The sequence below is a fragment of the Ningiella algicola genome (genome assembly GCF_028401415.2).
In the GTDB taxonomy this organism is placed as follows: Bacteria; Pseudomonadota; Gammaproteobacteria; order Enterobacterales; family Alteromonadaceae; genus Glaciecola.
Window position 1 is genome coordinate 2207106 of the sequence record NZ_CP171821.2, and the last position, 26718, is coordinate 2233823.

The window sequence follows — 26718 nt, forward strand, 5'->3', positions numbered from 1 at the left end:
CGCACAATAAAAAACCAAACATATACCACTATAGATGATGCACAAGCACAAACAAGACGAGGTGGACTAACGGCGCGATTAACAGTCATCTGAATTTTATTTGATTCACTTTGATTGTTTGGCCTATGCAAGCCAAACACAGGATATTGCAAAGTGTCCAAGTGATCGCCTCTTGCTAGCGTGTGAGCATTTAAAAGCCGGCTTACGCCGGCTCTCAATCTTTAATCCAGAGTTCGGGTTAAGTAGGCTTAATCCATGGTGTAGCGGAAACCTACTGCATAGCGAGGTCCAAACTGTGCAGCACTTAAGAACTGTTCTTCGAAGCGCCCATAGAGACGCTCTGTTTCGTCGTTCAAGTTAACGCCTTCAAAGAATACCGTCAGGTTTTCATTTACGGAGTAATTAACGCTTAAATCCCATTGCAAGAATTCCTCAGCAAACTGCGGCGGCACATCACTACTGCCTTGGGCTTGACCTTGTCCTACCAAATATTTGTCGCGCCAGTTGGCCGATAGCTTTACCGATAGCGCGTCATCTTCATAAAACACCTGGAAGTTAGCTGAATCACTTAGGCCAGGAAGAACCGCTTGTGGCGCGAGTAAATATGGGTCTATTTCCACATCGCCATCAACAATAGTCGCGTTAACAGCTGCGCCAAATCCAGTTTCACCAAACACATGCTGAACCGCTAATTCAATTCCATTGGTCTTACGCGCACCTAAGTTTTCAGGTGAGGATATTGTCCATTGAATCAACGGGTCGCTGGAGGGGTCAGGGATGACTGAGCTGCCCTCAACACCAACGCCGTTGGCGATAATCTCAGCATAAATAGCATCCGAGGTTGCCTGCTCGCCTCTTGCAATAATCGCGTCCTCAGCAGCATTCCAGCGTTGTCCTCTGAAAATATCGTGCACACCTTCAAAGGTCGTTACTATTTGTGAACTTTCTATCCAGTTATCCACATCTTTCCAAAATAAGCCAAGCGATGCATAACTTGCCTCATCGTAGTAATACTCTAAAGACAAGTCCAAGTTAGTGGATTCGAAAGGCACAAGCCCCGGATTTCCGCGTGCCCCTGTTCTCGCGCCTACTGAAGGAAATCCCGTGCGCGTTAATCCACCAAGCATATTCCCTAGAGATGGTCTGGTGACGGATTTACCCGCCGAGAATCGACCAACTAAGTCATCTGTGATATCTACACGAACATCAAGCATAGGAAGCAGTAAGTCATAGTCTCCGACGAAATCAACTGTGACGATATCGCCTTGGAATTCGGTTCGCCATTCTGAACCACCGTTCCAAATTACGCGGTCAATCAAGCGCGTTTCTCCGGGGCTGGTTACATCCGTTTGCTCGTATCTGAGTCCAAAATTTACATCAATATAATACTCATCAACTTCAAACTCCCAGCTCGTTGTCACGAATGCGCTAACGGTCTGTTCGCTGACTTCAGAATTGCCCGTGTTATTGTAGTTGGTAATATCGAAGGTACTGCCGACGGGGTTGTTTTCATCAAAAAATGCAATAGATCTTGAAACTGCTTCAGCAAAATCATAGGTGTAAGTATACGCGGGTGCAATTCCGCTCTCACCAAAATCAAACTGATTAAGGAAATCACTGAGATCAACACGCTCAAACATGCTATCTGGGAATACGACCGTATTGAAGTTATAACCCGCCGGTTGCGAAACGGCAGAACTGCCGGTCAAAGATTGCTCGTTATAACTCAAACCAAATTTGACATCAGTTAAGCCAAAATCAGTATCGACTAACCATAAACCAGAAAATCTCGCTTGAGTAATCTCAGATTCACCAGGGGATACGCTAAAAATCCCAAGGTTTGCGCCAATTTCACTTGGATTAACTTCATTTGTACCGTTATTCCAATTGACATTAAAAACAGGCACATCTGCACCGCTTCTGAAATCGTATTCTTTGTTCGCAAATGCATTTGAGCCTAGAATCATTAAACCATCGTGGCCTAAACCTTCATCTACTGAATTATCTGTACTGCTCGTTGAGTGATGAATATCAAAATCAAATGAAAGCGTATCAGAATAGAAATAATCTGCGTTAAAGCCATATGCATCTGAATCGACTTCTGAGCTAACTCGATTAGTCGTGAAGGATTGATCATTACCGGATGAATTGTAATAAATACCTGTGCCGTTTTCGTCTAGCTCGAATGCATTAGCGTTACCACCGAAATCGCCGTTCCAAATCCCCCAGCCTAAGCCTTCAGTGCCGTTCACTGCATTTGAGAGCGTATAATCTAGGGTAAAGGTCAAGTCGTCCGTTGGCGCAAACTGCATGGTTAACTGGGCATTGACTCGCTCACGCTGAATATTTTGAATACTGTAATTCAAGTCTTGCGGCAAAAAATGCGCCGCTGTTTCAACCGTTTCCCCGGTAAGGGGATTAATTGCTCTGTATATGGGTAGAGGGTTGCCGTCACTGTCCATGGCTCTGTTATCAATACCGTTCAATAAATCTGTGGGTAAGGGTGCCGAGCCAATTAATGGCGTTTCTATGCCATCTTCATCAATGTACGTTCCGGTTGTTTGGGCTTTCCAGCCTTGAACGCGCGCTGACTGACTTTGGAAATCACGACGCTGATAAGAAAAATTTGCAGAGATACCAAAGCGGTCATCATTGAAGGTGTCGCTATAAATACCCGCAATTTCTGGTGTCACGTCGTCGTGAATGTCGTTAGAGGTGTCATGGATACCCTTTGCCATAATTGAAAATGACTGCCCAGGTGAGGCTAGGGGCTTGGCTGTCACGATATTTACTGTTGCACCTAAACCACCTGTTGGTATGTCTGCCCTTGCCGTTTTATAAATCTCAAGCGCACTTACACCTTCAGACGATAAGTTCTCAAAGTTAAATGAGCGGGTAAAACCCGTTCCGGCCATTTGGCGGCCATTTAAAGTTACCAGATTAAACTCTGGTCCAAAACCGCGCACTGTAATCTGGCTACCCTCGCCGTTTGCACGACTCACCGATACACCCGTAATTCGACCTAATGATTCGGCTAAGTTCGTATCGGGGAATTTGCCCATCTCTTCCGCTGAAATAGCGTCCACAACGCCGTCTGAGGAGCGTTTCAAATCAGCCGAACGCAATAAACTTCCCTTGATTCCTGAAACCGCAATAACTTCCACGTTAGCTTCATTGGCAGCATCTTGGGCGATGACTGGTGACGCTAATGAAGAGCCTAACAGCGCCGCTAAGCTTGTTGCGAGATATGTTTTTTTACATTGAATATGTTTCATATTTAGTCTACTTATTTTTTTGGCTAACGTTCAGATGATGAAAAAGACTTAGCCCCTTTCATCAAGCCATAATTTTCGCTGCTAACTCGTTACTGTTTTACAAAAAGTAAGACGTCATCAATTGACACCACACCCACTTCAGCCCCCATGTCAAACAAGACACGGCTGTTATCATCGCCAAAGGCAATCTCATCTTGTTCATTAAATGTGCGAAGGGTATAGGTGAACGTTTGCCATTCTGTTGTGAGCGCGACATTGTCAACGGTGGATGCTGTAAACGGGGCAGCGTTTAAACCAAGCCCTGCAATCATGCTTCTTTCTAGAGAGGCTTTAGCCTTGAAGGACAAGACATACTCCTGATTAGGAATAAGCGTAAGTACTTGGCTTAAATTCACTTCCCATGGATTACCTGCGGTTTCAACGCTTGTCTGGAAAAATGTATTTTCATCTTCAGTTACCGTTGCACCGCCATTCCAGCCATCCACACCGCTGTTAAAGTCAGAATTACTCACCAACTGCGTGTAAGCTGAAGCTGGCACTAGGCTGATGTTGTCAAGGGCCACTTCACCTACATCAGCACCCACGTCAAACAAAACACGACTGTTATCGTCACCAAAGTCTACCGGAGGGAGGTCTGTTGTGGTGGTAGTGGTAATGAGCATTGTATAGCTTTGCCAATCTGCACCTAATGTGACTGTGCTTGTATTGCTACTAAAGGGGGCAGCATTTAATCCGAGACCAACAATAGCCGTTCTACCATCAGTGCCTGCGGCATCGAAGCTTAAGATGTATTGAGTAGCTGGTTTCAAGCTGACTACTTGGCTTAAATTAACACTCCATGGGTCGCCTGCAACATCAACATTTACCTGATAATAAGTATTATCACCTTCTGTAAGGAGATTATCCGCAGTTGCAGGGGCTGTGCCACTGTTCCACCCGACTACGCTGTCATCAAAACCACTGTTGACTAATAATTCGCCTTCTTGAAGTTCAACGGTAACATCGTCAATAAATACATTTCCTAGTTCTGCGCCCATATCAAATAGAACCCGGCTATTGTCATCACCAAAGGCTACGCTATCGGTTTCGTTAAACGTTGTAATGTCGTAGCTAAAAGTTTGCCATTGCGTCGTGAGTGCCACGTCTACCGTCGACGATGTAAACGGCGCTGCATTTAAACCAAGACCGGCAATCATGTTTCTGTCTTGAGACGCCTTTGCCTTAAAGCTCAAAGTGTAAGTTCGCTCAGGGAGCAGGCGTAATACCTGGCTCAAATTAACGCCCCAAGGGTCGCCCGCGGCGCTAACCTCAGCAAAGAACACGATATTGTCGTCTTCCTCTACCGTTACGCCGCCATTCCACTGATTCACACCGAAATCAAATCCGCCGTTTACCACAAGTTGCGCAGATTTTACTAAGCTAATATCGTCAAGCGTAACGTCACCCACTTGTGCGCCCATATCAAATAGGACGCGCGCTGCGGCATCACCAAATGCTTCGCCATTTTCGTCAAGCGTTGTTAGTTCCAAGGTAAAACTTTGCCATTCAGTCGTTAACGATACCGTTTCGACATCACTAGAGAATGGTGCTGCATTTAATCCGATACCTGCAATAATATCTCTTGCTTCAGATGCTTTAGCCTTAAAGGTTAGGACATAGTTGGTCGCGGGATCTAAGGTCAAGACTTGCGATGCATTAACAGACCATGGATCGCCCGTGGTGCTGACTTCGTTAAATAAAACATTGTTGCTACCCTCGGGCATCATCATGCCGCCGGTCCAGCCATCAGCGCCGCTGTCAAACGAACCGTTAGTGACTATTTCCTGGCCGATTGCGAACACGCTCGGTGGAGTAGGTGTGTCACCGCCATCACCGCCATCGCCACCGTCTCCCCCATTACCACCGTTTCCACCGCCATCACCGGCTTCAAAACCTACGTTTCTAAGTTGAACCACGGCACCAGCACCCGTAGTAAAGCCCGGAAAAACAAATACTGCATCCACTTGAGTCGGGGCTAAACCTGCAGCAAGCAAATCCGTGACGGACACTGAATAAGACTTCCATTCGCCCACTACCGGCGCGCCTTCTGACAAGTCTTTAAGTGCAATTTCTGCAAAATCAGAACAGCATTGCCCATCAGACTCTACTTTTAACAACCAATCTGCGCCGGAGGTCGGCTGTTGAATAAGCTTTACATCAAATTTTAAACTTCCAATGCCAGCAAACGGCGTGATATCCAAAGTCTCGCTCGCCGCTCTTGAATCAAAACCCACAACCGATGCATCACCTGTGATGGTAAATTGCACCACGTCCTCACCTGCATCTTCGACGATTTCGGAACTCGCATTTCCGTCGCAACAGGCATTTACAGCCCAAGGCTCAATCGCTCCGCCTTCGAATATGGGCGCTGGAGGGGCGCTCGATGTTGACTCAAACATCACATTGTCAAGCTGAACAATCGCTCCGTTTCCTGTTGTGAAACCAGGAAAAACGAACACTGCGTCTACTTGTGTGGGTTCAAGTCCAGCCGCTAGCAACTGAGAAACAGGAATTGAATACGTCTTCCATTCATCCACAACAGGCGCACCCTCAGGTAAAGATTCAAGCGCGATTTCTGCAAAATCACTACAGCATTGGCCATTTGATTCTACCTTTACTAACCAAGGTGCTCCTGAGCTTGGTTGCGCAATCACCTTCACATCAAATTTCAAATTACCTGCACCATTTAGTGACGTGATATCAAAATTATTGCCTGATGCCCTGGAGTCAAATCCAGTCACAGCGGCATCTCCGGTGATTACAAATTGCACTACCTGATTGCCGTTATCTTCGGTAACAATTTCTGAGCTCGAATTACCATCGCAGCATGCATTAATTGCCCAGTCGCCTTCCACACTGTCTTCAAATATTGCGATAGACTCGCCGCCACCTGGGTTTGAAATTAAGGGGATTGGTGCGGCGCCGGTTTTCAACGCTGGTGCAGAACTGTCAAAACCGTTAATGGCTGAGTCGCCCTCAATAAGTTGGTCGTAGCCAGAACGAATGGTCTCACAACCTTTGCCAGTAAAAGGGTCGGCAGCACATTCGTATACGCGCACATAGTCAACTTGGAAAGACTGACCGTTGGCGAAAGCGCTAGCATCGATGCCAAGATCGTTTACATTTTCAGGCCAGTTTCCGCCCACTGCTAGGTTAAGAATTAAATGGAACTGCTCGTCAAAAGGCGAGTTGTCATAGAATGTTTGTAATTCACCAGAGTCACGTTCAAAGTATTCGGAATACCAGCCCCTATGTTGTAAACCGAGTACATTCCCATCAGCGCTTCTAAGCAAGGTAGAACGACGTTGCGTAGCATACAAAAAGTTATCGACATACCAGCGAATTTCCCCCTCTTCCCATTCAATAGCATAGGTATGGAAGTCGTCAGCTGGATTGCTGCCAGAAGGAAAAATAAATTCAACGCCCGAGGCGTCATTATTGGGGAATTCTTGTCCATAATGAATCGTGCCGTATATACTTCGCTGGTCGCTTCCATCTCTTGGATCGGTCACTTTTAGGTTGACCGCTTCCATAATGTCAATTTCACCAGAGCGTGGCCATCCGCCGTACACATAATCAGTGGGAAGCATCCAAAACGCTGGCCATGAACCTTGACCTGACGGCAATTTTGCACGCATTTCTATGCGACCGTATTTGAAATCGACTTTATAACGAGTGTTTAGTCTGGCTGAAGTGTATGGCTGCACGGCGCCCTCTTCAGCTGGCAAAGCGACAATGTTGAGTACGCCCCCTTCAACAAATGAGTTATCTTCTGCATCCGTATAACACTGCCGCTCATTATTACCGCCACCAATACAGTTTATCTCATGCGTCCAGTTGCTCGTATCAATAGCAGAGCCATCAAACTCGTCGCTCCAGACCATCTGCCAATCACTTACCGGCTGTGTGGGGTCAACAGCATTTAAATTAGTCTCGGTTTTGACAGAGTCGCCACCGCCACACCCACCCAATGTGAGAGCGAATACAGCGGCCAAGCATGCTTGATTGAATGCATTCACATTTGTCGATTTCATTAATATGTTCTCCATATCACTCCATTAAACCAACACCTTTGTTATTGGTGTTGGATGAAGTAGGCTGAGTAAAAAACGTAAATAATTTGTTAAAAACAAGAATAAGGCGGGTTTAAGTGAATGTTAATAGCTAGATGGGCAAAATGCGCCGAGTGGGGAGTGTGTTGAGATGAAGTGGATTATTATAGAAAAGCGGCAAAACTTCGGCTTATATTTGTCAACAAATTGATCGTATTGCGTGACAACGAAGCTAGCGCAGATTCCGCATCAGTGTTTGCATGCTCAATATGCGTTGTGTGCTGAACGAGGCCTTAACAAATATGCCAAAATAATTCCCGATAAGAGACCAAAAAGATGAGACTCCCAAGAAATTCTTGCCTGTACAGGAAAAACTCCCCACAGAAGTGAAATGTAAAAGAACCCCACCAATATTGAAATGAGCAACTGGCGTATACTTTTACTTAAAAACCCAGCAATCACTAAGTAACCAAAATAGCCATACAAAAGTCCACTTGCACCTATATGAGAGGCTCGCCTGCCAAATAGCCAAACAAGTATGCCTGTGATCACAATAAGCAAAATAGTAATTAGCACGAAGCGCTGCCTACCATACTGAAAAAGCAATACACTAAAAATTGCTAAAGTGATGATATTAGACGCAAAGTGAGAAAAGCTACCGTGAATGAACGGCGCAGTAAAAATATGCCACAAACTTGCTATGTCTCTAGGAATAATACCAAACGACGACAGGCTTCTTGCGCTGAAAAAATTAAGCAATTCGACTGCAAAAAAGAGGGCGCAAAACATTCCGACCCAATTTGCTTGTTCTTTTATTGACATTTTGGTCGGCATATTAATGGGCTACTAAGGTTTAATCTAAGGCTATTTTACAGCGCGTGCACTTTCGATATCAGCTTTGATGTCGTTCATTATCGAACAAGCGAGCAAGCGAAAACCGGCAGGTACAGCGCCGTAAACTTGAATTAACTTCATTTGATACGTTTGGCGAAGGCTCTGGCAAGACAGTGGCGCGTTTGACTGGGTAAGCCTAGGCTCAGACAGCAAGCATTGTTTTGCATGTTCATTTATACCAGATGGACTGAACCCAGAACATGGATTGTCAGCAACTTCATCTGTAACGGACTTCAAACTTGCTAAATACGTATCACAATCTATTTCTTTGTATCCTTCGGGCTTACCAGGTTGCTCTGTGTCATCTGAAAGGCTGGTCAGCATCGTTTCGTAGGTCATGCGAGCAATCATACAATTGCCCAATGCTTGAGGGTTCCCTTTGGATGCTTTGATCATACCATTTAAGCAACCAGTCATGTGTCCAACGGTGCCATCGTAGTCTAGGCAGTCATACCAGATTGGAGGCTCCCCGTTTAACTCGATAACGGCCTGAGCAAGCACTTTGCAAGTGGGTAGCTTTTCAGCAATATCGTCTCTGGGCACCCCCTGTGCACCCAATACGCTTGCATACATCATTTTGATTTGAGTGCATTGTGATTTCTCAATATTGGTGAAGGGGTTTACATTGTTGTATTGATTAATGGTTGCTGTAGCTAAGCATTCAAACACATCCGAAACAGAACTTGGGTTGGCCGCTTTACACTGAGTGCTCGCTTGAGCTTGTCCAACCAACATAAGCGCCATAAGCAAGCTAAGAAGACACGCTAGACTTGAAACTGACCATTGAAGCTGTTTTCGCATGCTTAAAAAATTAAACAAGGGCATTAAAACCCCGAATCATCTAAGTATTCAACCAAGACTTTTTTCACTTCCCCAACGATCGCATCTTGGATAATGCCTTCTTTTTGATTGACAAACGTTTCTTTGGAGTCAAAGACTTTTTCATATTTAATGGTACGGCTTATCTCAACACCAGTATCGTCATCAATCAGCATTACACGAGACTGCATACTCACCATGACCTGCTCATTGTCTCCCCAAGCATCCAGTATGGCGTTGTTTTGGTTTAAGCGCGCATTCATTTCATTGACTTTGGCTGACTCCTCACCAAAACCAAATAGTCCACCTACGTCAGACACTAAGCTCAAACCAGCCGTCGCCATTTCTTTTGCGCTCATGCCTTCTTTATGTGGCTGGTAACTAAACGCGGGGGGCTGCACTTCAATGACAGGGCCCTTTGAATTGCGTTTAAACGGCTTAGCTTTAAATTCTCCACTTTTTGAGATAGCTTTCGCCGTTGCAATGGTGACATCACGTAGATAGTTACTTTCTTCATCACGAATTTTTTTAACAAAAACCGTGACTTGTTCGGCGTCAAATTCGTCAAAGTCATCTTGTGCTAATACAGAAAAAGAAGCCACGTTAAGGACTAGCAGGCTTGAAAAAATAATTAGGCTCACACGAGCGAGTTTCGAAAAGGATGTAAATACGAAAGATTGAGCTGACATTATGCTGTAGCCTTTTTAATGGGGAAGCTGATACAGCGCCTTCATTCACCGTCCCTTGTTTGCAAGTTTTGTTATAATAAACAGAATCCTTAAGTAATGTCTAGTGTGAACGCATTGCACTGATATGCTATGCGTATAAGCTTGTATCTATCACCAGTACACTTCAGCATTCATCGCTACTTTCAAAGAGCGCTCCATGACTGAAATTAAACTTTGAGACTTCTCTGCAAGCCATTCGTTGAATTCGTCAAGCTCTTCAATTTCACACTCTTTTAGCGCATCTTTTAAAAAGTCTATCGCTTTAAGCTCTTCAATCCCTTGCATTAAATCTAACCAAGGTGCGCGAAAATGGCCTCTGGTATCAATAAATAGATCTGCTAACAAGAATCCATTGATAAGCGATTGTTTTAGCAACACTTCTAAGGATAAGTACTTAATTGCATCCATGGAAGCATTTGATGGCAGTGACTGAATAACGGTTTGCCAGCTTTGCGACAGCCAGCCATTAGCATGTTTTAAGACAGGAATGTCCGCTCCGTCGATTTGCGTGCGCCAAGGCTTTTCTACCATGAGTCTTGATGCGCTAATTTGTACTTTGCTACTTAAAGCTGACATGAGAAGCGCATGCGGTCTATAGGCTAAAAACAAACCTTCTCGGCGTCCGAGTAAATAGTTTATAAGCTGCGGGTTTTTGGGGATTCGTTTACTAAAGGGGCCTTTTTTACTGCGTAGCTGCCGAATGCTTTTGATGTCCTCTTGCCAAGACCATTGCTGCACCAGTACAAGAAGATTTTTATGCAGTTCCAGTAAGGCGTCAGATTGAAGGACTGGCAGGTATAACGATACACATTGAAGCAACAATAAGAGGCTCTCTCGGACCTCCCATAGCGCCCTGCTATCTTCATTTTGCAAATATAGTGCTTGATGATACTGCCAATGCGATAAGGCACAGCTCAGCGCTTTACAAAAACCGTCTTCGGTTGTGTCATCTCTGTTAAGTGCTAAGTATTTCGGCAGAGGTTTAACCTTTGGCGGTATATTTTTTAAAAGTTGATAGCCTCTAGAGGCTTTAGTAACGTCGCTGAGACGCACCGGTATCAAATCTTGAATGTGCTCTGCCAAATCAAAGAGTAAGTGTGCGTCTCCTTGTTTGAGTTCCAGCTCAAGTTCGTGTATTTGTGTGCTCGACTCGGCGGTGCTGACCGTGCCTCTATCTAACACAAGTTCAACTACTCCGTCTGCAAAGGCAATGTCAAACTGAACGCGCACAAAATTGGTTTCAAAAAGCTGCTCAAGAGACTGATTCACAGCTTGGATGTCGAAATCCTCTCCCCATATGTCGCGGTCAAACTTTGTCAAATCCGGCTTAGAGTCGGCTAGCACTAAATTATACTCTGGGCGCTGATGCAAGCCGCCGATAACTTGGCCTTGTGTTTTGACGGTTTGCTCAAAAGATTCGCCTGAATTTCTCACTCGAAAGCCAATTTTACGCTGCCCCAATAATTGATCCGGGGTATCGTAATACGCGTTAAACAGGTTTTTTTCGCTGCGTGTTACCTTAACTGACGCGTCTTTTTTGAGCCGAGGCAGTAGCTCATCCTCAATCACTCTCAGGGGATCCTGTTCTACTGCAAGTTTGAGCTCTATTTCCATTTAATACCTTTTGACAAACTTTAAGGCTTAGTCGTCTTCATCATCCAAAGTCATTAACGAAGTATTACCGCCAGATGCCGTTGTGTCTATCGAGATTGTCTTTTCGCTTACCAAGCGCTGGATCATATTGTCATTATATTCGGCAGTAATCATGGGCAAAATCGCCCCCTCTCGCTTAGATAAGGCCAGCGCGATGGCGGCGGCGCGAGACGTACTACTGTCAATCACCACGCCAGATAAGGCCGAATGCTCAATTAATGCTTGTAAATGCTGCAGTTTGGCTACTTGGAAAATATTGTCGGGAGCGCCTGTTGTTTCCAGTTTGTTTTTAAATGCTGTCGCTTCGTCAAAGAAGAGTTCAGACACCACTGAAATGACGACATTTCCAGTAGCAAGCGCGGTCACAATCGACAATACCCAATATTCAAAGGTGACTTCTTTATCCGCAAAGGTCACTAATATACCGCGTGGCTCTAAATGTAGGGTGTTCGATTCGCCTGTTGGCCCAGGCAGCACCTTTGGTTTTTTCAAGCGCTTCTCAATACTGATAAGCTGAGCACGGGCACTTGCCAACGTTTTGTTTAAATCGTCGGCTAGTTCATCAACAATCTCTACTGTAGCAATTTTTGCCAGCAATTGTCGCACCCAAGAGATTCTAGAAGTTAACGATGTTAAACGCCATGCTTGAGCGACTTTCATCGCACTTTGCATCATGTGCGCAACGTCAGTATAGTCTTGCTTTTGACTGATAAGCGCTTGATCATCGGTAAGCTCGTCAGTCATAGCTTCGGCATCGGGCGTGGCCTTTTCTACCATTAATCTCGGTAAATAGTTTGGCCCACCGGCTTTAGGTCCAGTTCCCGACAAGCCTCTACCACCAAAGGGCTGCACCCCAACAATTGCGCCAATCATATTTCGATTTATGTACACATTTCCCGCATTGGATAGCTTGGCTAACTCGTGCGCTCTATCTTCTATGCGAGAGTGAATTCCCATGGTTAAACCATAGCCGGTACCGTTGATTTGCTGTATGACGGAATCGAGTTCTTTGCCTTTAAAGCGAACAATATGAACGCAGGGGCCGAATACTTCCCGATCAAGGGTGTCTATACCGTCAATTTCATATAAACGAGGTGCAAAAAAGTTGCCGTTTAACGCGGTATCGAGCTCGCATTGGTAAAGCAGCTTTGCTCGTTTGTCGGCGGCCATGGCTTTCGCATGTGCCTCAAGTGAGGAAAGTGCTTTTTGATCGATCACCGGGCCCACATCTGTCGACAGCCATTGAGGGTCACCAACCTTAAGGGTTTTTAAAGCGCCTATCAGCATTTCGGTGATGGTGTCTGCAATATCTTCTTGCACAAACAGCACGCGCAAGGCCGAACAGCGCTGTCCCGCGCTTTGAAAACCAGACGTAATCACATCATCAACTACTTGCTCGGGCAACGCGGTGGAATCCACAATCATGCAATTTTGTCCGCCGGTTTCCCCAATAAGCGGCACTTGGCCTGTGCCTCGCTGAGCAAGCGTTCGAGATATGAGTGTGCCTGTTGCGGTTGAACCTGTAAACATGACGCCTTGAATTCGCTCATCTGGAAGCGCCACATCTCCCACATCTGGCCCTTTTGCAATAACGAGTTGAACCACATCCTCCGGTAAGCCTATAGAATGCATAAGCGCAATAGCACGTTTCGCGATTAAACTCGTTTGTTCAGCAGGTTTAGCAATCACCGTATTGCCGGTTACAATAGCTGCAGCAACTTGACCTAGAAAAATTGCTAACGGAAAGTTCCATGGGCTGATGCATAAAATAACGCCCCTAGGCGCCAAGCGTTCATTTGAATCTAACGATTCCGCTTGCGCTGCATAGTAACGACAAAAATCCACCGCCTCACGCACTTCATCAATGCCGTCTTGTGGGACTTTTCCTGCTTCTTTTATGCAGTATCCCACCAGCTCGTCCATGTGACGCTCAAGAATGTCTGCGGTGGCTCGCAAGATATCAGCTCGCTCTTTAACGGCTGTGTTTGACCATTTTGTAAAGGCCTTATCTGCCGCCTCTATCTTATTTTGAATATCTGTTTTCTGGTCGTAACGATGATAGCCCACAGTTTCATCAAAATTTGCGGGGTTTACAACCTCAACCAACTTCTCTTTATTGTCAATTTGAGCGATTTGCTCTGCATGACCTGAAAACCATTTATCTAAGTTGAATTTTGAATTAATTAATTGGTTGATGTCATAAAGATCCACGCCTCGACTATTGTTTCGCTCATCACCATATAACCATACTGGCTGGCAGATATGCTCGTTTTCTCGTTTACTCAGGCGCTGGGTGCGTTCTACAGGGTCTCCTAGCAGCTCTTCCACCTCTTTCTCATCATCAACAATGGCATTCACAAAAGAGGAATTTGCGCCGTTCTCCAGCAAACGACGAACCAAATATGCGAGCAAATCTTCATGCTCGCCTACCGGTGCGTAAACTCGGCACTGTATCTTATCTTGTTCAACAATTTGGTCATAAAGCGTATCGCCCATGCCGTGCAGGCATTGAAACTCAAAATTGTTTTTGTCATCGCCCGCGAGTTCCAGAATCACAGAAGCCGAATATGCATTGTGTGTGGCAAACTGAGGGTAAATACTGTCACGATAAGCAAGCAATCGGTTAGCACAGGCGTGATATGACACGTCTGTAGACGATTTACGCGTAAACACAGGAAAGCCATCCACTCCCAATTGCTGAGTGTGTTTGATCTCACTGTCCCAATACGCGCCTTTCACTAAACGCACCATCATGCTTCGGCCAATGTCCTGGGTCAGCTCACGAATCCACTCAATCACAAAAATTGCGCGCTTTTGGTAAGCTTGCACCGCCATGCCAAAACCCGTCCAGCCTTGCAGGTCTTTATCTCTAAACACGCGTTCAATGATGTCTAGGGAAAGTTCTAAGCGCTCCGACTCTTCTGCATCGACCGTAAGCCCGATATCATAGTCTCTTGCCATTACACACAAGGTTTTGAGCTTGTCTGCAATTTCCTCAAGTACGGTTTCATGTTTAAGATAATCAAAGTGAGGATGAATGGCTGAGAGCTTAACTGAAATGCCTGGGCTTTTTATTGGGCCTCGCTTGTTAGCCGCTTCGCCAATTCGTTTAATGGCATGAACATAAGAATCGTAGTAGCGCTGGGCATCGGCTTGTGTGCGCGCGCCTTCGCCAAGCATGTCGTATGAATAGACATAGCCTTTCTTTTCTTTTTCTTGCGCGCGCTCAAGTGCATCTTCAATCGTTTCGCCCATGACAAACTGCTTGCCCATCACTTTCATTGCAATGTTCATAGCGCGGCGAATAACTGGCTCACCTAGTCGGCCAAGGGTCTTTTTCAGCAAACCTAGTTGTTCTTGTTTTCGTTTGTCGGCATAAGTCACCATGTTACCGGTGAACATCAAACCCCACGCAGATGCGTTCACAAAAACTGAATCACTGTTACCCAGATGGGGTGCCCATTTTCCTTGTGACAGTTTGTCACGAATAAGCTCATCCTGCGTCGCTTTATCTGGCACCCGCAGCAGAGCCTCTGCCAAACACATAAGTACCACCCCTTCAGAGGTAGAAAGCGAGTATTCGTTTAGCAGCGCATCCACTCCACCGTGTGCAGAATTCTCACGCCTTATTCGCAGTACCATGTTCCGAGCACGCTCCCAAGCTCTGCTGCGCGCCCGCATGCTCACCTCTGCTTCTGGCAGAATGTGATCAACCGCCTCCCCCTCATTGATTCGGTAAAACTCACGTATTTTTTGACGAATGAGAGATTCTGTAGAGAGATTGCTGTGCAGCAGCATTGGTACCTCGTAATTGGACTAAAGAAGGCTTGGCTTAAGCCGATTTTTTCAGCCAAAACATGCCTATCAAACCAAAGACCGCAACTCTATATCGAAATCACTCCAATTGCTAGCAAGGTTAAGAACGGAGATATTTTGAGTGATGAATTTTGTAGAAATGCTATGTCTACTTTACCTGTCGAAATGCAGTTGATATCTTACGGTAACTGTATGTTTTCGTCCGTTAAACTAATTCCAAGCTCTTAAAAACATTGCATTCTACAACTATTGAAAAGAGTAGATATCACTGTCACTTAAGTCTTCTCCGATATTTATAGAAGAAGTACGATCTCTATCATCGGTAAGTTGTAAAACTTTTTCAGATGATAATAGACTCAGATCGTCCCCTATAACAACTGGCAAATCGGGTGTGTCTTCTAGTGTGTGCTTATCATATAAGCTTATATGACTCAAATCTTCTCCAATATCTTCTACAAATTTCAATTTTGAATCAGCATTAACGAAATCAACATATTCTTCAAGGTCTATTATTTGACCTATGTGTTTAGTCTCTGACTGCCTCTGGTGGACGGCGTAGCTTTTTTCATATGTATTTAATTCAACGTTTATCTTATCGGCGACTTGGATTTCCTTTTTTTGCTTTTTACTGTAAGTGTTTTCAGATAGTGTTGATGCCGTAGGATGCATTACAGTAGAAAATTTATCATTCATATTTCGTTCATGTGAGAACCAATGAGTGCAGAAATAAACTGCAAAAACGCACACTAAGGAACCAATAACAATAACGATGGTACGTAAACTGATGAATGTAGCCTTCATTAAATTTGGCTACCGCTTACTTGCTAATATCTATTCTGTTTACTGTACAATATCCATTATGTTTTTTTGCATCAGTTACAAAAAATGCAGCAGGCTTGTCCAATGCAAGTGACATCTGAGCCATATCAAACATTCGATATCCCACGTCTTTGGTATTGAAATCACCCGAGCAACTGAAAGAAACCCACCTATTGCAATCCAGACCTAAATCTGCCGGATTCGTACTCAAATGAGCCATACACGACCCAAACCTATTGTCATTGACATGCATTACACTGGTAACTTTACCTCGAACCAATGCTGTTTCGGCAGCGCTAATAGTAGAGAAAAAACATCCTGTTAATATGAGGCTTCGTATCCCGATGCTAATTGTGCTTCTTTTTATATTCATAATGCTACTCTTTTCCTGACGTAAAACTTATTAATTAAACCACTTTATTGAACTAGCTCAGCAAACTTCCAACCTCTAAGTTTACTTCCGCACATATAACCAATACAACCATCGTTTGCTAGTGGATCCCTTCCAGCTTCTATTTCTAAAGCGTCATCGATCCCGTCTCTGTCAGTATCAGCATCTAATGCGCTCGTGCGATGAGTGCGCACTTCATCAAAATCTGAAAGACCGTCACCGTCAGTATCCATGATGAATGGATCCGAACCAATCTGACGCTCCTCTGCGTCAAATAAACCATCGCCGTCGGAATCAAGGCTCATTGAAATAGTCCGGCTTCTGGTCGAGCTACAAATACTCTCGTTACAAGCACGAACAGATACATCTAGGCTTGTTTCTGTTATATTTTCTAAAGTAACACTTAAATCAGTTGACGAGACTTCCTTAAATGAATTCCAGTCCCCGTACCTTATTAAATAATACGTTGCTTCGGTTACTGCACTCCACCCCACTCTAACACTAGAAGTCGCACCTACTTGTGATAACGTCATTGCAGATGGCCTAGTAATGTTCTGGGAAATATACACGCTATCGAAAATCGAAGAAGAGCATTCTTCGTTACAAACCGATACGTCGACTAGATACGTCCCAGTCGACTCTGGGTAGTATTCCTCACTGTGATTTGTGGTAAGCAATGTTGCTTCTAGTACCCAAACACCGTCGCTTACCTCTTTGAAATAACGTCTCCTAATTACTGCACCCTCTAATTCATAATGGTACACATAAGAATTAATGACGTTACCCCAATCACTAGCGTAACCTTCTGGTGGGTTTGGACGTGACTCATTAAACACTGATGAGGCAATGTATTCAAAACTGTTGATAGTAGATGCTCGACGTGAACCGGGCTCAACGGTAATCTTTGCAAACTCTGGTCGAAACACTTTCAAACTTGAATACGAATATGTCTCGGTTAGATTGCCTGCGACGTTCACTTTGACATTATATTCTGAGTCTATGTCAACAGAAAAACCTACAGTTTGTTCATTGATATCGTTTACCGGTATTGGCACCGCTTCTTCAATATCGTTGGCAGCGATGACGTAGAATTTACTGCGGTCGGATAAACCTAGATAACCATTGCAATCACCACCTCGAACAACCCTAAAAATGGGAAGACTTTCGTATATGCCCGATAATTGAAGGGCAATGCTCATAACCTCACAAGACTCAGTCGAACTGACGGTAATGTCACCAGTAAATTTACCGCCACTTGCAAAATTCATGAATTGCATAGTTGTTATATTCTGCTTAAATTCGTGTCCATTAGGATTAAATACATCTATTCCGTTCCAGAGTTCGGTACTGTTGATGCTGATCGAATTTGCATGATCAGGATGAATGTTCACCTCTGTCGCAGAAGAAAAATCTGAACACTCACCCCTGAAACACTGAGTCTGCCATACATAAACAATATCTTGGGAATATGGAAAGCCATCTACATCAAACCGAGGACTATTGCTTCGATTATTCGTGATACGACCTACGTAAACTTTTTCGCCCTCTCGTGTTTTTGAATAATAAACTCTCAAGTGAGTATTGTCAGGAACCCAATGAGATAGTACGTTAAAAGCCGCTACCCCACCTGAAACAATCGGTGCTGAAGGTATCGGCGCACTTATCTCTGGTGGTTCCGGAGCGTTAATGATGGAGTAATGTCTCGACATAACACATGTGCCATCTTGGAAGCATGTTTGTATCCACAGGTAATCGCCTACCGAAGCAATGTCTCCTCCGATCGCAATTGATTCTGACCCACCTGGGAACCTTTCTGTGTGTATTAGTTCTTTTTCGCTATTTGAGGAACTGGAACGATATATTTCAAACCTTTCCGGGTAAGGTGCCCGCGCTGAATATTGCACAGAAAGGTCAATAGATGCTTCGTCAACGCCGACGTACTGAATGTAATACTCGTTTGTGGTATCGTACGTCGCTTCCTTTCCTCCGGTAGTTATCATTTGATATGTACTTCGCGAAGAGCAACCAGAGGCATTGCAAGCAGCTACCGCATAATAATAGTCGCGAAAATCAGAAGCGTTAGTATCGATGAATGGGCTTTCGTGAACTTCAAACTCTGAAGAGTAAGAATCAAAAAGGCTTTCTCTCCGGATAATTTGATAATAGGTAGCGTCTGATACAGTGGAAAATTCTACCGCAATACTCCCATCAGACTGCGTAGAAATATCAGTTATGTCTGAGAAGTTCTCCGGAACAGTATACACATCAGATGACGCCCCTCTAAATACGCTACTGAAATAACCACAATATGTATTCACGCAGCTTTTTATTCTGAAGAATAGCTCTACTCCTGGCGCTAAATTTCGAATAAAAAGGTAGTTGTTGCTTGTATTTGAATGCTCGGTAAATGTCCCATCAATAAATGACGATGTTTCTACTAAATACTCTGTCGTCCCAGGAACATGAGGCCAAGTAATCAGTATTTTATCAAAAAATCGTTCCAGATTTGTAGATGGTAACGGAGGTGCTAATTCATAAGCACTGCCGCCAATAAAATTGGTAGACCCAATTGCTGAACTGCTCATTTTGCCATCAAAAGTTTCGCCATGAGTACTTAGTTGCGGAACTATTGTATATAGGTGCTCGAGGCCTTGAACAATTTCCGTATCTATATATTCACCTGAACCAGTATTGACGGCAGCTAGAAACTTACCATCTCTGAATATTTTAATTTTGTCGGCAATCCCTTCTATAGTCCACGTTAACTTCACTACGTTTGAAAAATCACCGTTTGTCGCACTTAAACTAATCACACGTCCGATATTACTGAGAAAATCATCTAGACTGCGAACTGATTCATCCGCTGACCGTTTACACCTATCATTGATGCAAGCTTCTACATAATAAAAATATTCGACATCAGGAAGGATCGTTTCATCTTGAAACTCAAAATCCTCTCCGATTCCGACATTGAACGAGGCAATAAGCTCTCCATCACTAAATCTTGAAACTCGGCGGTAAAGTGAATAAGCTTCATAGTTCTTTCCGTGGTTTAGAGAAATCGAATTAAATCCTGGGGCAGCATTCACCGAAATCTGCGGACGAATGATATTTTGAAACGATTCGTCAAAAATAGGACTAGTCGTTAAACTTGAGAAATTGCCACAATTATCATTTTCATAACATGCGCGAACTTGATATCTAACGGGGCGCGATATGTCCACAACCGTATCGAAAAACTCATTTTTGTAAACTTTTCTGCGAAAAATGAGATTGTTTAAATCTGTTGTTGAATCGGAAGAAAACACTTCGTAATAGACTGCGTAATCCTGCGGCCGCCAAGATAGACGATAGCGGCCTCCGCTTTCGATAAAGTACGATAAACCGCGTAACGCAACTATGTCTCGTCCACGAGGAGCGATGACCATTGGGTCTGAGAATGGCCCGCATAAACCATTTTTGCAAGCGCTGACTTTTAATAGAGCTGGCTTCGAACTTTGGTAAGACCGATAACGAAATTGGGGGTGGGAAGCGCTTGCGAATTCTTCATGCTCTTCGAAATCTCTTAAATAAGAAATTTTGTAAGTATCCACATCGTCAACAGGCGTCCATGAGACAATGTAGTCACCATTTGTAATAATACTAGTCGAAACACCAACAACTTTTTCTGGCGCTAGAACTTGTCCACCGTCTGCTGTTGAGAAGCCGCACTCTATGGCCGCATTGCATGCGCCGATCTTATATGAATACAATTCACTCGTTTCTAAAGTTTCACTGGCGTCGACATAATGAGTATTATATGTGGTGTCAACCAATGTATAATCAGTTTCTCCGGAAGCTCTCCTCGCTATCGTATAGATGTAAGTATCATCTGAATCAGAATTCCAATCAAGCCTAACCGACGCCACTCTATTGTTGGTAATAGACAAACCAACCGGAGCTGCAGGAATGGGAATGCCTAGATTATCAGGATTGCTCAAATATACCGTACCGCTTATGCGAGTATTGTTTTTCCCAAAATAAAGAAGCTTTTTGCTTCCAGAACTAGGAAACGCGCGATTATTGCCAAACCCCACCCAAGAAAGTCGCTCGCTATTATTGTCGACAGCTAAAAACTGTAAATGCTTATCGACGATGTTAAATCGATATAGACCCCTTTCGATGCCTCTATACGAATTATACTCCAGTATGATATCACCGCTAGTCTGATCGAACTGGCGAAGCTCTAAACGAGTGCCAGAGAGTACATCAGGTTTTTCTATCAACTCCACTTTTTCGCTTTCTATTTCGAATATTTGGAAAGAGTTATCGCTTTGACTAGTCAGTGCAACTTTTGACCCATCATTCGAAATAATACCAGTTTCATCTCGAACACAATCATCCGTAACGCCATCATGAACCTTGAGGTTCAACCGTTCAACGGTGCTATTAGTTATTGAAAACAAAAACAAATCGCTTGCGCAATATCCACTATACTCAGTAATTTCAGCAACACCAGTATCGTTGTTAGAGGATATACTCACATTACGATAATCAAAATCACGGAAAACCAAAGAGATGTCATTCAGTTCTGGGTTAAACTTAAATAAAGAGCGAGAGCGACTCGTTGTGTCTAAAGTTGCGTTGGTGGCACTAGATGCAAAGAATATTTCTTCAGAGTCGTTTGCGAAGGATGAATGGAGCCAATCAACAGGTTCATTAAGACGTTCTCCGCTTTTATTAACAACAAGAGATAGTAAATCGGCTTCTATGTCGTATACAAACAATTGAGGACTGTCAATATCGACGTCAGTTAGGTCATTCGCACTTGACAAAAAGTATAAGTATTTACCGGATGGAGAAAGTTGTAAATTATACGACCTATGAGCAGAGGACATTCCTGTCGCAGTGGACGTAACATGTCTGATCGAATCGTCGCCAGAAAAGTACAAATAAACATTCGCTATATAATTGTTGTCGCTGGTAGAAGCCGAAAAACCAAACACTCCAACATCTTCATTGAAATTGGTAGACTCGACTATCTGCATAACCTCTGCGCCGAGATTAATAGTAAGTGATTCAACATTGTTAGTGCTAGCGGAAACGGGGAATGATGTGATCAACAATACGAAACTTATTCGTATACAGCGTTGTAAAGCGTCCATGAAAAGTAGCTATCCCTTGAAAAGTCGTACATACTATCTATAACTATTCGAAGAAAGTTAACATGTAAAAGTGAAAAGAACAAGTGATTGTTACTTTTTTGCGACATCGAGCGTTAAAACCTCATGATAGCTCTGCTCGACACAAGACAGTAGCTAAGTAAAGTAAATCGAAACTACGTTAGTAATATACGTTAGTAATAAAAGCTGAGTGATTCAACATCTGATTTGATCGAACCTTCTTTTGTGTTAATTTTAGATGCTGTGTTAGTAAAGTGTACTGATCAGTCAAGTACTTATTAAACGGCTTATTTGCATTTCTATTAAGTTAGATGAAATACATAAGATAATTACAATGAAAACAAAATGGATAGCTGTCACGCTAATTGCGCTTTTAGCCGCTCTTCAAGCCCGGCTTTGGTTCGGCAAGAACAGTATCGCGGACTATCAAAGCATGCAGGCGCAAATCTCAGAATTAGAGCAGCAAAACGTTAATCTCAAACAGCGAAACGCGCTGGTAAAAGCAGATATTACTGACCTCGAACTGGGCATTGATTCTATGGAGGAGCGAGCGCGCCATGAGCTTGGATTGATTAAAGAAGGTGAAACGTTTTATCGAATCCTACCGCGAAGCAATGTTAATCAATAGTCGAACCGGTCAACGCCCACGCACAATGATGTCAGTAAATAAGAGCACGCTGTATTGACACAAACATACACGGTCATCATCCCGGCAGCCGGCAGTGGCTCAAGAATGAAGGTTGCCACACCAAAGCAATACCTTACAATACACAACAAAACGCTCATTGAGCATTCAATATGCGCTTTTCTCAATCGAAGTGATATTGAATTGATTGTCGTATGCCTGCAGCCTGAAGATTCTTATTTTCGCAGTTTAAGTGTTAGCAAACACGCTAAAATTGCGACCGTGACTGGCGGAGATACTCGGGCTAAGTCAGTATTAAATGGTCTTAGCTACATTCTAGACAATGCTCGCAGTGACATGACTTTGGTGCACGATGCCGCTCGTCCGGGTATTTCCCAAGCGGCGATCAATCGACTGCTATCGGGTATACAATTGCACAGCGCCTCTTGTGAAGCGTCCGGCGCAATCCTCGCTTTGCCTGTCGTTGACACAATTAAGCGAGCGAGTAACAAACCATTTAAGAGCGAGCAAAAGGACGCACTCTCTAACACTCGATATATAGACACAACGGTTGACAGAAGCCATCTATTCCAGGCACAAACGCCACAAGCGTTTAGCGCTAAGAAACTATTTGAAGCCCTAAACCACTCACTTGAGTCAGGTCAGACAATAACCGATGAAGCTTCAGCAATGGAGCAAGCTGGCGAACTTGTGCAAATTATTGAAGGCGAGAGCCGTAATGTAAAAGTCACGCGCCCTGAAGACCTGGCGCTGGCAGAATTTTATTTACAACAAAAGCAAGGGAAACATGATTAGGATTGGACACGGCTACGATGTTCACAAATTTGGCTCAGAATCACCGTTGATAATTTGTGGTGAGCATATAGAGCACGACACTGGCCTCATCGCGCACTCCGACGGCGATGTTGCCTTGCATGCCCTCTGCGATGCCTTGCTCGGTGCCCTCGCCCTTGGCGATATTGGTAAACACTTCCCTGACACTAGCGACAGCTATGTGGATGCAAGTTCTATAGAATTACTAAAAGAAGTATATAAGTTAGTGACAAAGGAAGGCTATTCATTGGTCAATGCCGACATTACGATTGCGGCACAGGCGCCAAAAATGTCACCTCATATCACAGCGATGCGCTCGAATATCGCAAGCGCGCTGAATATCGGCATTAATCAAATAAGCGTAAAAGCCACTACGACTGAAAAACTTGGCTTTGTCGGCAGAGAGGAAGGTATTGCGTGCGACGCGGTAGTGTTAGTCACACATGAGTCCTAAGCTCCCTTCCCTTACTTCAGAGCTACATGCGGCTGAACAGTTTAACTGGGAATACCTGCACGGGAAACCCAAAGCGGCGGGTACTCTTAAAGCAAGTGCTGAAGATTTTAAGGTAGAAGAGATACTTGGTTTTGAACTGAGTAGAGAAGGTGAGCATCACTTTTTGTGGGTCGAAAAAGTCGATACTAATACCGCATTTGTGGCGGAGCAATTAGCTAAGTTCTCTGGCATTCCGCTTCGGGACATAGGTTACGCCGGTCGCAAAGACAAATTCGCTCGCACTGCGCAATACTTCAGCGTATATCAAGGCAAGCATTCGGCTCCCCATTGGGACGCCTTTTCCCATCCGAATATTTCCATCATCCATCATCATCGACACAATAAAAAACTCCGCCTTGGCGCGCTGCAAGGAAATCGCTTCAGTTTGAAGCTTCGCAATCTGGAAAACTTTAGCATCGAGGAATTTCATACTCGCATTAAGGCAATTCAGGAAAACGGCGTGCCGAACTACTACGGTCAACAACGCTTTGGCCAGATGAAAACTTCGTCAGGTGAGGTGTTTAATGGCAATTTACACTTAGGCTTTAGGCTTGCCGCTGGAGAACACATAAAGAATCGAAATAAACGCTCCATGGCAATCTCCGCGCTTCGCAGTTTTTTGTTCAACGCGGCAGTCAGCGCTCGCATCAAATCAAATTTACATCAAACAATTTTACTTGACGATGCCCTGATGCTCTCTGGCAGCAACAGCTACTTTCTAGCGACAAAAGACGAGGACTTTGATCAGTTGAGACAGCGCCTTCTTCAACGCGACATATTATTAACAGCGCCGCTTACAGGAGATGATACCGTCAAAAAACTGTACGCAAAGCTGGCGAAAGACAAAAAGTGTAAGCCGCAATCGGGCAATCGCGCTGTAGATTTTGAGCATCAAAGCTTATTTGAATATATGCCAATCCTTGAAAGCTTAGCAAAATTGGGTTTAAAAGAAGAAAGGCGAAGTATTTTGATGTATCCTAGCGACCTTGAGTGGGCGGTGGACAGTAACACTTTAAGCATAAGCTTTGTACTGCCTTCAGGCAGTTTTGCGACATCCGTTGTGCGAGAACTTCTGTTATGTCGTTAGGAACTTATCCAGCAGTTATACCGGAGAAACATGCATGGGAGAAACATGCGCATATTATTAAGCAATGATGACGGCGTTTTTGCTCCAGGTATTGCGTGCATGTATGACTATTTGTCTGAACATTTCGACGTAACGGTGATTGCGCCAGATAGAAACTGCTCAGGCATGAGCAATGCACTATCTTTGCACCAGCCATTGCGCGTTCAAAAAGCAGACAATGGATTTTATTCAGTTAATGGAACCCCATCAGACTGCGTTCAGCTTGGTATTAACGGGGGGTTTATTGATATCCCCGATCTTGTCGTTTCGGGCATTAACGATGGTCCAAACTTAGGTGATGATACCATTTACTCCGGCACAGTTGCCGCTGCTCTTGAAGGTCGTCATTTGGGTCACCCTGCGATTGCTATATCGCTTTGCTGTGATAAAAGCAGCCCTAAACAAAACCTGCATTTCGAAACTGCGGCGTCCATTACCGTAGATTTGATCAAAAACTTAGATGCTCATCCCTTAGATGCGACACAAATTCTAAACGTAAATGTACCCAATATTCCAAAATCCAAAGTAAAAGGCATATTAGCCACTCGCTGCGGCAAACGACATAAAGCAGAAACAATGTTTGAAGATAAAGACCCGTTTGGCCGTCGAATATTTTGGTACGGCCGCATTGGTGAGGGCGCAGACGCGGGCGAAGGAACAGATTTTTCTGCAGTTAATAGCGACTATTGTTCGGTCACGCCCCTGAGCACCGACATGACAGTGCATCAGCAACTTAACAAAATTAATGATTGGTTAAAAGAATAATAAAATGACACTCAATGCTACTCGCAAAGGCATGCAACTGGCGCAGCTCCTCGCTAAAGAAGGCATTACAAATGAAAGGGTTTTAGAGGTAATTGCTAAAACACCAAGAGAACGATTTGTTCCCGAGGCCTTAAAACATAAAGCATATGAAAATACTGCTTTGCCAATTGGCCAAGGGCAAACCATATCCCAACCCTATGTGGTGGCAAGGATGACAGAGCTTCTGCTACAGAAGACGCAGACACCAAAAACAGTCCTTGAAATTGGCACTGGCTCAGGTTATCAGACAGCAATTTTAGCCCAACTTTTCGAAAGCGTATTTAGTGTAGAACGAATCAAAGCCCTGCAGTTTCAGGCCAAAAGACGAATGAATCAGCTAGACCTTCACAATGTAAAGATGAAACATGGTGACGGATGGCAAGGTTGGCAAAACAAAGCCCCTTTTGATGCGATAATTGTAACCGCTGCCCCTGTATCTCTGCCTGAGTCATTGCCAACGCAATTGAGTGAACAAGGCCGTTTAGTCGTCCCAGTTGGCGAAGGCACACAGCAGTTGACGTGCATTGACAATGAACATGGGCGCTTCACTCAATCAAAAATTGAAGCGGTGCGTTTTGTACCGCTTGTTGCCGGAGCGCTGCTTTGAAGATATTTACCTATCTTTATGACTTGACGCTGAAATGGTCAAAGCATCGCCACGCTGAAAAATATCTAGCCGGTTTAAGCTGCGCCGAAAGTACCTTCTTCCCTATTCCTCCGGACGTCATGCTGGCACCCATGGTGCTCGCGCAAACGCAAAAAGCCTGGCGCTTTGCCCTGGTTACAACTGTTGCCTCAGTAATAGGCGGCATATTGGGTTACTTTTTAGGACTATTTGCATTCGATTCGTTCATCATGCCCATTATTAATGAGTGGGGGTATGCAGATAAACTCGCATTGGCGGAAGCTTGGTTTTCACAGTACGGTGTGTGGGTTGTATTTATAGCGGGATTTTCTCCCATTCCATACAAAGTTTTCACCATCAGTGCGGGCGCACTTGCGATGCCATTTTTGCCCTTTGTAATTGCATCTGCTGTGGGTCGAGGCTTGCGTTTTTACTTAGTTGCAGCATTTATGAAATATGGTGGGCCACCCATGGAGGCAAAACTAAAAGACTACATTGAATTCTTAGGATGGGCCGTTGTCGGACTAGGCGTCCTTGCATACTTTTTATTGAGGTAAAGGAGG

At 44.2% G+C, this 26718-nt stretch carries 16 protein-coding genes and 1 pseudogene; 7 read left to right on the plus strand and 10 right to left on the minus strand.

What is annotated here, in order from left to right; all coding sequences use genetic code 11:
- Positions 1 to 248 precede the first annotated feature (248 nt).
- The 10 genes and pseudogenes from PN836_RS09615 to PN836_RS09660 all read right to left on the minus strand — a co-directional run bounded on the left by PN836_RS09615 (position 249) and on the right by PN836_RS09660 (position 21630).
- Complete coding sequence (locus PN836_RS09615; protein ID WP_395345129.1) at positions 249 to 3275, minus strand: TonB-dependent receptor; 3027 nt, start codon at positions 3273 to 3275, stop codon at positions 249 to 251.
- 89 nt (positions 3276 to 3364) lie between these two features.
- Positions 3365 to 5713 carry a carbohydrate binding domain-containing protein gene (locus PN836_RS09620; protein ID WP_407076998.1) on the minus strand — a complete coding sequence of 783 codons (2349 nt, stop codon included), beginning with the start codon at positions 5711 to 5713 and terminating at the stop codon, positions 3365 to 3367.
- Between the two features lie 357 nt (positions 5714 to 6070).
- Positions 6071 to 7348: pseudogene (locus PN836_RS09625) on the minus strand (family 16 glycosylhydrolase); the annotation flags it as partial.
- Between the two features lie 282 nt (positions 7349 to 7630).
- Positions 7631 to 8188 (minus strand): rhomboid family intramembrane serine protease, encoded by a 558-nt coding sequence (locus PN836_RS09630; RefSeq protein WP_395345133.1) that lies wholly within the window; start codon positions 8186 to 8188, stop codon positions 7631 to 7633.
- A gap of 42 nt (positions 8189 to 8230) precedes the next feature.
- On the minus strand, positions 8231 to 9085 hold the full coding sequence (locus PN836_RS09635; RefSeq protein ID WP_395345135.1) for a hypothetical protein: 855 nt from the start codon (positions 9083 to 9085) through the stop codon (positions 8231 to 8233).
- Complete coding sequence (locus PN836_RS09640) at positions 9085 to 9768, minus strand: hypothetical protein (RefSeq protein ID WP_395345137.1); 684 nt, start codon at positions 9766 to 9768, stop codon at positions 9085 to 9087. The genes PN836_RS09635 and PN836_RS09640 overlap by 1 nt, the downstream gene beginning before the upstream one ends.
- A gap of 150 nt (positions 9769 to 9918) precedes the next feature.
- Positions 9919 to 11421 carry an inorganic triphosphatase gene (locus tag PN836_RS09645; RefSeq protein ID WP_395345139.1) on the minus strand — a complete coding sequence of 501 codons (1503 nt, stop codon included), beginning with the start codon at positions 11419 to 11421 and terminating at the stop codon, positions 9919 to 9921.
- 27 nt (positions 11422 to 11448) lie between these two features.
- Positions 11449 to 15258, minus strand: coding sequence for a bifunctional proline dehydrogenase/L-glutamate gamma-semialdehyde dehydrogenase PutA (gene putA / locus PN836_RS09650; protein WP_395345141.1), 3810 nt, complete (start codon positions 15256 to 15258; stop codon positions 11449 to 11451).
- Between the two features lie 264 nt (positions 15259 to 15522).
- Complete coding sequence (locus PN836_RS09655; RefSeq protein WP_395345143.1) at positions 15523 to 15969, minus strand: hypothetical protein; 447 nt, start codon at positions 15967 to 15969, stop codon at positions 15523 to 15525.
- Between the two features lie 543 nt (positions 15970 to 16512).
- Positions 16513 to 21630 carry a hypothetical protein gene (locus PN836_RS09660; RefSeq protein ID WP_395345145.1) on the minus strand — a complete coding sequence of 1706 codons (5118 nt, stop codon included), beginning with the start codon at positions 21628 to 21630 and terminating at the stop codon, positions 16513 to 16515.
- 352 nt (positions 21631 to 21982) lie between these two features.
- Here PN836_RS09660 and ftsB point away from each other — a divergent pair, with 352 nt between their 5' ends.
- The 7 genes from ftsB to PN836_RS09695 are packed head-to-tail and all read left to right on the plus strand — an operon-like array spanning position 21983 to position 26712.
- On the plus strand, positions 21983 to 22276 hold the full coding sequence (ftsB, locus tag PN836_RS09665) for a cell division protein FtsB (protein ID WP_395345147.1): 294 nt from the start codon (positions 21983 to 21985) through the stop codon (positions 22274 to 22276).
- A gap of 54 nt (positions 22277 to 22330) precedes the next feature.
- Positions 22331 to 23089 (plus strand): 2-C-methyl-D-erythritol 4-phosphate cytidylyltransferase, encoded by a 759-nt coding sequence (ispD, locus tag PN836_RS09670; RefSeq protein ID WP_395345149.1) that lies wholly within the window; start codon positions 22331 to 22333, stop codon positions 23087 to 23089.
- On the plus strand, positions 23082 to 23561 hold the full coding sequence (gene ispF / locus PN836_RS09675; protein WP_395345151.1) for a 2-C-methyl-D-erythritol 2,4-cyclodiphosphate synthase: 480 nt from the start codon (positions 23082 to 23084) through the stop codon (positions 23559 to 23561). Before ispD ends, ispF begins: the two co-directional genes overlap by 8 nt.
- On the plus strand, positions 23551 to 24687 hold the full coding sequence (gene truD / locus PN836_RS09680) for a tRNA pseudouridine(13) synthase TruD (protein WP_395345153.1): 1137 nt from the start codon (positions 23551 to 23553) through the stop codon (positions 24685 to 24687). The genes ispF and truD overlap by 11 nt, the downstream gene beginning before the upstream one ends.
- Before the next feature lie 45 nt (positions 24688 to 24732).
- On the plus strand, positions 24733 to 25491 hold the full coding sequence (surE, locus tag PN836_RS09685) for a 5'/3'-nucleotidase SurE (RefSeq protein ID WP_395345155.1): 759 nt from the start codon (positions 24733 to 24735) through the stop codon (positions 25489 to 25491).
- A gap of 4 nt (positions 25492 to 25495) precedes the next feature.
- Positions 25496 to 26137 carry a protein-L-isoaspartate(D-aspartate) O-methyltransferase gene (locus PN836_RS09690; RefSeq protein ID WP_395345157.1) on the plus strand — a complete coding sequence of 214 codons (642 nt, stop codon included), beginning with the start codon at positions 25496 to 25498 and terminating at the stop codon, positions 26135 to 26137.
- Positions 26134 to 26712, plus strand: a complete 579-nt coding sequence (locus PN836_RS09695) for a YqaA family protein (RefSeq protein ID WP_395345159.1) — start codon at positions 26134 to 26136, stop codon at positions 26710 to 26712. The genes PN836_RS09690 and PN836_RS09695 overlap by 4 nt, the downstream gene beginning before the upstream one ends.
- Positions 26713 to 26718 lie beyond the last annotated feature (6 nt).